5 protein-coding genes are annotated in these 10,524 nt (G+C 29.7%); all 5 read right to left on the bottom strand.

Annotated features, from left to right (window positions below; genetic code table 11):
• Nucleotides 1-72 precede the first annotated feature (72 nt).
• Nucleotides 73-294, bottom strand: coding sequence for a DUF2922 domain-containing protein (locus tag B2W91_RS03355; protein ID WP_291578864.1), 222 nt, complete (start codon nt 292-294; stop codon nt 73-75).
• A 185-nt stretch (nt 295-479) separates the two neighbouring features.
• Nucleotides 480-704 carry a DUF1659 domain-containing protein gene (locus B2W91_RS03350; protein WP_291578863.1) on the bottom strand — a complete coding sequence of 75 codons (225 nt, stop codon included), beginning with the start codon at nt 702-704 and terminating at the stop codon, nt 480-482.
• Between the two features lie 658 nt (nt 705-1,362).
• Nucleotides 1,363-4,572 (bottom strand): cell wall-binding repeat-containing protein, encoded by a 3,210-nt coding sequence (locus tag B2W91_RS03345; protein WP_291578862.1) that lies wholly within the window; start codon nt 4,570-4,572, stop codon nt 1,363-1,365.
• 1,450 nt (nt 4,573-6,022) lie between these two features.
• Nucleotides 6,023-6,244, bottom strand: a complete 222-nt coding sequence (locus B2W91_RS03340; RefSeq protein ID WP_291578861.1) for a hypothetical protein — start codon at nt 6,242-6,244, stop codon at nt 6,023-6,025.
• A 243-nt stretch (nt 6,245-6,487) separates the two neighbouring features.
• Nucleotides 6,488-10,405 (bottom strand): cell wall-binding repeat-containing protein, encoded by a 3,918-nt coding sequence (locus tag B2W91_RS03335; protein ID WP_291578860.1) that lies wholly within the window; start codon nt 10,403-10,405, stop codon nt 6,488-6,490.
• Nucleotides 10,406-10,524: the final 119 nt, after the last annotated feature.

Raw genomic sequence — 10,524 nt, 5'->3', positions numbered from 1 at the left:
ACCATAATTCTTCATCCTTCATACTTAATTCTCAATTAAAAAAAGGCCCCTTTTTAGAGGCCTTTTTTATAATTAATTCTCTATATTATATTTTGTTTTATTTGTTTCAACTAAGACAGCACCGCTTTTAGAAATAAAATCTCCTTGCTTAGTTTCAAAGATATTCTTTCCTACAATTAAATCCATAACATTACTAATTTGCTCTTTGGTTAAATTGTCTTTAACATTTTTAACTGTCATATTAGATTTACTACCTTTAGTGTTTATAAATGTCATAACTAAATCTTTTGCCATAAAAATTCCCCCTACTCTTTCTATAATATAATAATGATCTTTACATGTTTTCCTAAGAAAAAAATCATCTTTTTGATCTTATATCCTTCATGATTAATTTCATAAGAAAAATTAGCTTGAAAAATTCTTACTATTATAGAGGATAGAATATTATTAAAAAACTCCACTATCCTCTTTATCATAACCTATGCCTCTATAAGCTTACTTTTATCTTCTCTAGTTATTTCTGTTACATCATTCATTAATAATTTTGCCATAGCTCCAGCAATAGAATAAACATCCTCATCCTTAGCTGCAACTTTGATTTTGGAAAATCTTTGATTCTTGTAAAGATCCTCCCCCTTTGAATTAACGCCGTCCTTATAAGTTAATAAAATTGTTGAACTTGTTTTAATTGATGATATTGCCATGTTCTAATCACTCCTTTCACTAATTAGATATGCATAGATTGACAGAGTTTATAAAGTTAATTTAAAGTTTTTATATTTTTTAGCATTAATTTTCACCCCTGGGGTCTATAACGAAACTGTAGGTTTTAAAGCAAAATTAAAAGCAGTCACAAAATTTAAATTTGCAACTACTTTCTATATAGACCCCTGGGGTGCAGTATGATGTGGCACTATATCTACAACCTTAAACAATATTTTAATAACATTGCATATCTCCATAATGACAAATAAATTTGCTGGTTTTTGCTCCGAACTATACTGGCGAACACTGTTCGCCCCTACAATAAAAACTAGCAATTGTATTGCTAATAAAAAAAATCAATTAAAGAAATTATTTTGATCAAAACTAATTTCAACCATAATNNTTTCAACCATAATTCTTCATTCTTCATACTTAATTCTTAATTATAATAGATACTCCTTAAGATTAGCTAAATTTATTAGGTCTTGCTCCGAACTATACTGCACCCCAGGGGAACCCTAACGGGCTTCACTACTGTTCCCCAGGGGTGAAAAAAAAGTGGCGAACACTGTTCGCCGCTACAGTATCACCCAGTAATAATAATCGGTTACAGAAAAACGAAAAAACTAGCAACATAAAGTTGCTAGTTTTTAAGTCCTATGAAAATTCTAAATTTCTATCTGTTTCTAATGGTTCTTTTCTATTTGCCTTATTCTTATTTAAGTCTTGTATAAAGTTTGCATTTTCTTTTATCTCTATTTTATATCTTGTTTGCTTTCCTTTAGTTGCTTCTGTACTTTTGATAAGAACTTTTATAGTTTTTCCATCACTGCTCAATGATGTTGTATAGTCAATAGTTGGAGTTAATCTTACCTTTTCATCTAAAGAGCTAGTTATAATTAAGTCGTGAGCAAATAGTGCTGGATTTTCTCTATTCAACTCTTCTGAAAATGGCATCCATACCTCAGCTCTACTACTATTAGCTATATCAACGCTGTACTCTCTCTTATCTTCTGGTACCTCTGGAGCTGTTTTATCAACAATTTTTACTTTATTAGAATTGTCCACTCCTGAACCAGCTGAAGTCCTAATGCTATTACCATCATTAATTCTTAGTATTAAATCATTACCTGTTAAATCTTGTGTATCCGTTGGCATATCTCTATCAGTTTTAATTGTAACTATACTTGAATCATTAGTTATGACGTCTTGTATCTCTACTCCTTTAAGATTTAACTTAAAGTCATTCTTAGAAGCACTTTGTATAGTTTGATCAAATTTAACCTTTATAGTTCTTTTATCTTCTGTAATTGCATTACCGTTTTTAACGTCCTCAGAATATATATTAGCCACCTTAGCCTTTGATTCCTTAAGCACAGGCTTTTTAACCATATAATCTTTTAATATATTTCCTGCTTCGTCTTTAAGGGTAGTTAATTGAATTTCTGTAAGATTCCCTTCAAAGTTAACATATTGATTATCTATTTCCTCAGGTAATATTAATCTTACCCCTTTACCACCTTGTATAGGAGTTATGTTAGTATCTTCAGGTAGAGGTATCATTATGCCATTAAACTTAATTAAATAACTTGAAGTACTCTCTAAAGTTGAAATATCCATTTTCTTTGAGAAAGTTAAAACTATTGTTCTAGTTCTTCCATCACTTGATATTGACTCTAAAGTTGGAGGAGTAGTATCTCTAACTACAATCTCCTTACTATAATCCTTAATTAAATTTTGATTTTGAGTAGCATCTCTTAAACCAGAAATTTTAATTATATTTTTTCCGTGTGGTAATTCGTTATATAGTTCAATAGTTATAATTTTTCTATCGCCATCTGTAAATTTAGCTCCTTTAATTGGTACTCCATTATCTTTTTCATCTTTTATAGTAAAGTATTTTGTATTTTGAGAATCATCATGCATATTTTTATTAAAGAAAACTGTTATTTGCTTTCTATCTGGAGATAGGGTTACATTTTTAACCTCTGGTTTAGTTTGATCTAACTCTGGTTTGACCTTTACAGTATTTTCTCTTATTCTATTTCCGCTATAGTCTTCAACATAATCTATATACATTGTAGTTTCATAACCTGGAAGTCTATTAGCTGAAGTTGAAAAATAAAACTCATATTTACTTCCTGATAATTTTCTCATATCATTAGCTTTTATTTTACGATCAGCAACTTTGTAATAAACATTATCTATTTTTACAGTACTTGGATCCACATCCTCACTAAAAGTTATAACCAACTTTTCTGAAGTTGCAACGGCTTTATCTATTCTAGGTGGTGTTTTATCTTCAACTATATTCAATTTATGTTCTGAATATATTGACTTGAAACTATTAAAATCTGTAATTCCCTCCATTGTTAACTTATACTCACCTGGTTTTAATAAGTCTTTATCATATGGAGTTAACACCACTTCTCTTCCAGTAATATTAGCAGAGCCTGAGAATTTCTTTCCATCTAATTTAATATTGTTTATAGGTACTGTATTAACTGGCTCACTAAACACTATTTTAATTGCTTTAGTACCTAAATTTATTACCTGCTTTACCTCTGGACAGGTATTATCTATTGGAGTAAACATAATATCCTTTGCAGTTATAATCTCATCATTTTTAGCTAGAATCTTTTCCACTTTAATTTTATATTTTTCTTGATTTGCTAGTGGTTTTTTCATAGTTAGTCTAGCTGTTTTTTCATCTTCTAATAATTCAATGCTTTCTATTTCTCCACTATTATTGATAGAGTAGTTTGATACATCCTCTGCAGAATCTTTATCTACTTTAATTCCAAAAGTAACATCTACTTCTTTTAAATTAGTTGCTGTTACTGAGGAAACTTCTGCCACCTCAACAACTTGAGATGGATCTCTAAACTTACCACCTAAAGCATTTGCAATACTTTCTGTAGTGTTGTCATTTATTCCTCCACCTACTAATGTAACTTCTTCTACCTTACTTTGAGATTTTAAAAAGCTCTCTTGAGATAGAGATAGTCTGCTTCCCGCTAATATTATTGGAGCTCCTTCTTTTCCTGCTACTGGTCCTGCTGATAATGCATCAACTAATTGATTTTCTTGAACTGCTCCATCTTTAGCCACATAAATAGATTTTAATGTCTTTCCGCCATAAAACTTTTTTACAACCTCAGCATTAGTTTCACTTCTATTAGCTCCGCCAAGTCTTTCAGCTTTTAAATCCTCTTTTATGGAATTTGAAACAACACCTTCTCCTCCAACTACAATAGCTTCTTTACCCTTAGCCATATCTTTAACTTCTCCAAGGCTTGTACCATTTGTTAAAAGTATTGCTATATTATTTTCAGCTGCTGCTCCTGCTACAGATAATGCATCTGCAAGCCTACCATTTAATCCATTAACAACAGCAACTTTTTTAGGATTTAATTTTTCTGCAACTTTTACAGAAGTTTCAAAACGATTTGCTCCTGATATTCTTTCAACTTTTAATCCACTTTGTTCTAATTCTCTAACTACATCTTTAGAGATTACACCTTCTCCACCTACTACGAAAACATTCTTAGCACCTAATTCTTTAATTCTTTTTCCTGTATCTTCTGTTAATTTTCCTGAATCTGTTAATAATATTGGTGCATCCTTTAATTTTGCAAAAGGCGTAGCAGACAGTGCATCTGCAATAGCCATAGCATTAACCAAAACTATATTATCACTTTTACTCCATTTTGAACTAACTTTTGCAGCTGTTTCATATCTATTATTTCCAGCTAATAATTTTTTCGCAATCGTCTTATTTGTTTCTACAGCAAAAACATTAGAATTCATTGTTGCAAAAGTAGAAGCAAGTAACAAACCTGAAATAACCTTTGAACTCTTTTTCATCTTTTTATTCTCCTTTTTCATCTTTCTAAATTCAAATGTGCAATATATATAGATATACCAGTTCTAAAATTAATATATCAAACTGTAACTCATATTCAGACATACATTAAATTTTAGAGTAGTTTATCCATATATGAACCTACCAAGTAATTAAAATTACACATTTCTTTAAGTAATAAATAATCCGCTTTTTATTAAAAGTCTATATTATTTAATCAATAAAAAATTATTATAGTTTCTACTTTTAATTAAAATTTAAAATTGTAATTTATCATCATCCACATTTAATGATTTTATTATAAAAAGTTATAACCAAATCAAGGTTTTATACCCAATTATATAATTTTTTAACAGTTTAATTATACCAAAAAATATGAAAACATACTATACTGTCCTGTAATTAAATGTAAACTCCTAAAATTAGCTCCAAAAATTCATTATAAATTATCAAGAAAATATATAAATTTTAATTAAAGCATTCCATATAAATAACTTAACTTCTTTTAGTATACTCATAAAAACTTTGAAATTCATTAAGAAATAGTTAAAATTTTATATTTTTTACTAATTTTAAATAGAAATTAATTTTGTAGCAAAGAACTTAATTCAATTCACAGTTCACAATGCACAATTGTAGATATTTCTCAGTTATCACTGAGAAATTTAGAATTGATTTGTAGCGGAGAACAGTGTTCTCCACATAACTAGCCGACAATTACATTGCTAATCAAAACAATTTTCACCCTAATTGTTTAAATCCCACAATCATCACTGAGAAATTTATAATTAATCCCGTAGTGAAGAACAGTGTTCTCCACATATTATTACATTGGTAACTGTTCCTTAGAGATGAATGATGCTTCACAGCATTAATTTCCACCCCTGGGGTGCAGTATAATATGGTACTACATCTGCAACTTTAAACAATATTTTAATAACATTGCTTATCTCCGCAATGACAAATAAATTCACTGACTTTTGCTCCGAATTATACTGCACCCCAGGGGAACCCTAAAGGGCTTCACTACTGTTCCCCAGGGGTGAAATAAAAAAACTAGCAATTGCATTGCTAGTCAAAAAAATCCGTTTAAAAAAATTATTTTTCTAAAAAATAATTTCAACCTAAATTGTGAATTGTGAACTGTGCATTGTGCACTGATTAAGTTCGCCACATATTATTGAATTATGATACGTACAAAAAATGGCGAACACTGTTCGCCGCTACAATAAAAATCTATTTAAAGAAATTATTTTGTCTAAAAATAATTTCAACCGCATTGTCAATTGTCCATAATCAATTCTCCATTGATTAATTTCTTCATACTTAATTCTTAATTATCATGATTTCTTCATCTACAAATTTTTCTGCAAAAGCATATAATAATGCTAAATAATTTATTTGTAAGGAATATCTTTAATATAGATGGTATAACTTTACTGAGCTGAAGGTTTATTTAGATATTTGTACTGCCATAGCTAATATATTTAACATAATGAAAAATAATATAATTCCTATCCTCACTTCACATCTGTGGATATATTTAATTATTTCATTTTTATCTGAATGTAAATCATATTCATTTTTCTTAAAGTTTTTAAGATCTTTATTGCTAGAAAAAAACATAACACCAAAAAATATATATGTAGCTATCCTCATAAAATTTGTATTCAATGTTATCCCCCCCTATTTATACTAGTTGCGAACCTTACATCCATTATATTGCATCCCATCCAATAAATACATCACTGATTTATAATGTCATATTAAAATATCTACATACATGAGCATTTTTTAACTATCATTATTTTGATGCTGACATTTACTTTCCTAATAAAAAAAGTGGCGAACACTGTTCGCCGCTACAATAAATCAGTTAAAGAAATTATTTTGTTAAAAATATTTCTTCCTTAATTGTCAATTTTCAATTCTCCATTCTCCATTGACAAAGGCTGGTATTAATTTTGTATTTTTTAAGAAACCAGAACTTATAATAACTTTATCTTTCTCATCTAAGACACCTAAGTCTGTATTTAGCAAAATAGTTTTATCAGCAGTTAATGTTATTTTAATTGTTGTTTCATTTTCTATTTTGGCTTCTTCTATATGATTAATAGCATTTACAGTATTAGAAAAATTAAATTTATGAATAACATCTCTTGCTCCGTCATTGGCTGCTATTGAAAGTTTACTCCAATCTATTTGGGATTTTATATCTTTGCCTACAGTACCTATTTCATTAAAATTTGTTCCTGTTATAGTTAATACCCCTTTTGGATTTTGGCTATTTCCATTTTGATAGGTTACTTTAGTTATTGTAACATTTGGAACTCTATGAGCATCTTCTACTTTAAAACATACAAATTTAGTTATTTTATTTTCTAAATCCAGTTCATATAATGATACATATTTACCCAAATTAACTTTTATATTGTCGCCACTATTATATCCCATTACTCCTTCATTACCTACTATCTTTTTACTACCTACTGTTGGTGTTGCTAGTGGATTGTTACTTATTTCATAGGCTAATTTATTCCTACCATTTGTAATATTATAATCAATTTTTATCGTTCCACTATCACTTCCAGGTAAAACTTTATAATTGGTAATTAAGTTTACTAAATGTGTTCCTGTAATTTCCCCATCTGTTGATGTTGGTTCTTTTGCTAAAGCTCTATTTCCTTTTAAATCTTTTATAACTCTTACCTTACCATTATCATCCTTATTAAATTTAATTACATATCTTGCTTTTACTGCGCTTTCGCTTGGGTTTATTGTAACTTTAAGTTTATTTGAGTTGCCCTTACTATCTCTAATAAAGTCTACTTCAAACTCTGTTACTTTAAGAGGATAGTTTGGTTCATATTGTGAGAAAATATCCAAATCTGTTTTTATGAAAAGTGGGTTTACTGTTGTATCTAAGTTTTCACTAAATGGTATTATTATTTCATTACCATTTTCTATTCTATATCCTCTTGAAGATTCTAAAACTACCTCTGGAGAAATTTTATCTACAATTTTAATTGGTCTTGAGGTATCTACTGAGCTACCTGCTGATGTTTTAATTTTATATCCATCAGTTATTATTAACGCATCTTCTCTAATATCTGTTGGCATGTCTCTATTAGTACGAATTTTTACAATATCTGTACCATCAGTATAAACCTCTGATATTCTTATATCTTCATTATTGTATCTTGCATCTAATTTAAAGGCATCACTATATGCTTTTTCAATTGATTTATCAAATCTAACCTTTATAGTTCTTCTATCTTCCGCAACAGCATTTCCTTCTCTAATTGTCTCTGAATATCTTTCCGCTACCTTTCCCTTTGAGTCTCTATCTATAGGTTCTCTTTTATAAATGTCTTCTAATATATTACCTGCCAAATCTCTTACTGCCATAACTTGTATTTCTGTAAGATTATCTCCTAGATATACAGTTTTACCATCTATTCTCTCTGGCAAAGTTATCATAACTCCTCTTCCATTTTGCACAGCAGTTATATCTGTTGATGATGGTAATGGAGTCATTTTATTATCAAGGTATACATAATAGTTAGATCTATCCTCCAAAGTAGCTGGGTTCATCACTTCGGAGAAGGTTATAACTATTCTTCTATATTCCCTATTAGTTGCAATAGATAAAATTCTAGGAGGAGTTGTATCTCCTACCACAAAATCTTCATTATAATCTATCATTGTATTTTGAAGATGTGTTCCATCTTTTATGCCAAATATTCTTATTGAATTTCTACCTTCTGGGAGCTTATCATACATAACTACCTCTAAAACTTTATAATCATCTGCTCCCCAGTTTACGTCTTTAATTCCAAGTACCTTTCCATCTTTATCTTTTATAGTAAAGAATCTAATATTTCTAGAATCTTTATGAAGAATTTTATTAAATCTAACAATTATTGTTTTGTTATTTGAATCTACAGTAACGGATTTAACCTGTGGCCTACTAACATCCACTTCTGGTCTTACTCTTACATTTGTCTCCCTAATTTTATTTCCGCTATAATCTTTAACATCTTCTACATATAACATAACTTCATAAGCTGGAAGTCTATTAGAGCTCTCTGAGAAATAGAATTCATATTTGTTTCCTGCTAATTTATTCATTCTATTAGCTCTTATTTTATTACTTCCAGATTTATAGTACACATTTTCAGCTCTCATAGTATCTGGATCTACATCTTCACTAAAGGTTAGTACTACTCTTTCCAAAGTTGCTGTAATATGCTCTACCCTTGGAGGGGTATTGTCTTCCTCTACGAAAAATCTATTTTCAGAATAAACTGTTCTTAATCCAACATAATCAGCCACTCCATCAACTGCAAGCTTATGCTCTCCTGGTTTTAATAAATCCCTATCAAAAACTGTCAGTATTAATTCTCTTCCATTGTTGGTCACTGAACCATAAAAATTTTTACCATCTAATGTGAAATTATTAGAACTAGCTTTTTTAATCGGCTCAGTAAATATAACCTTAATAGCTTTAGTTCCAAGAGAAACCACTTTTTCCACTGCTGGTAATGTGTTGTCTAATGGAGTAAAGTCAAATTTTCCATAGATTTCTCTATTACTATAGGAATATACCTTAGAAATTTCTAAAGTGTATTTTTCTTGATTTTTTAAAACCCTATCATTCACTTCTTTAATATTTAAAATAACTGTTCTTTCATCTTCTAATAAGGTTGCGTCTTCAATTTTTATATCTTTATTTATAGAGTAATTATCTTTATCTTCTGCACTTTCCTTATTTACTCTAGTCCCAAAGTTAACTATAACTTCCTTTACATTTGTGGCTTTCACTGAAGTAACCTCATCTTTATCAACTACAGTTTCATATTCTAAAGCATTAAGTATAGAGTTTACTGTTCTGTAGTTTACTCCTCCACCTACTTCATAAACTTTATTAATTTTCTCCTGTGATTTTAAAAATCTTTCTTGCTCATAATATAGTCTATCTCCAGCTAATAATATTGGAGAAGAATTCTTCGCAGCAAGAGGTCCTGCTGATAATGCATCAACTAATTCATTTTCCTTATAAGTTCCATCTTTAGTAATATATATTTCCTTAACTTCTTTATTGCCATAGAAAGCCTTTAAAACTTCTCCATTAGTTTCATTTCTGTTATTTCCATATATTCTTTCAGCTCTTAACTGTTGACGAAGCCCTTCACTAACTACTCCAGTTCCTCCAACAACAGTAATATCCATTCCTTCAACTGCTCTTCTAGCTTTACCTATATCTCTTCCATTAGTTAAGATAATCGCCATATTATTTTCTCCAGCTGGTGCTGCAATAGATAGAGCATCTGCAAGTCCCTTTATACCATTAACTACAAAAGCTTTATTGGCATTTAATTTTCTAGCTACTTCTACAGAAGTTTCATATCGGTCTAATCCATGAATTCTTTCCACAGACATTCCCATATTTTCAAGTTCTCTAACTATAGAATTACTTACAACACCTGTACCACCAATAATATAAACTTTTCTAGCTCCAAGTTCTCTTATTCTATCTTTAGTTGTCCATGTTAATTTATCTTTACCTGTTAATAATATTGGTGCATTTTTTTCTCTAGCAAAAGGTGCAGCAGAAAGTGCATCAGCTATAGCAGTTCCATTAACTAAAACCACATTATCTGAAGAGGTCCATCCCTCCTCACTAACCCTAACTGCAGTTTCATATCTGTCATTTCCACCTAAATATCTCTTTTCAATAGTTTCCTTAGCTTCTGCAGTGAAAACTCTGCAACTACTCACCATAAAAGCCATCCCAAGAATTAAACTAGAAACAATTTTAAAACTCCTTTTCACCATATCCTCTCCCTATTTTTATAAGTTTATCAATATAATTAATATATGAAGTTATGGGGAGATATGACACCATTTATAGAAGTTTCTACAATAGAGATTCTATTAATTAAGAATTAATA

Source organism: Clostridium sp. UBA6640 (assembly GCF_002455975.1).
Taxonomy (GTDB): Bacteria; Bacillota; Clostridia; order Clostridiales; family Clostridiaceae; genus Clostridium_J.
This window is presented reverse-complemented; position numbering and strand designations above follow the sequence as displayed.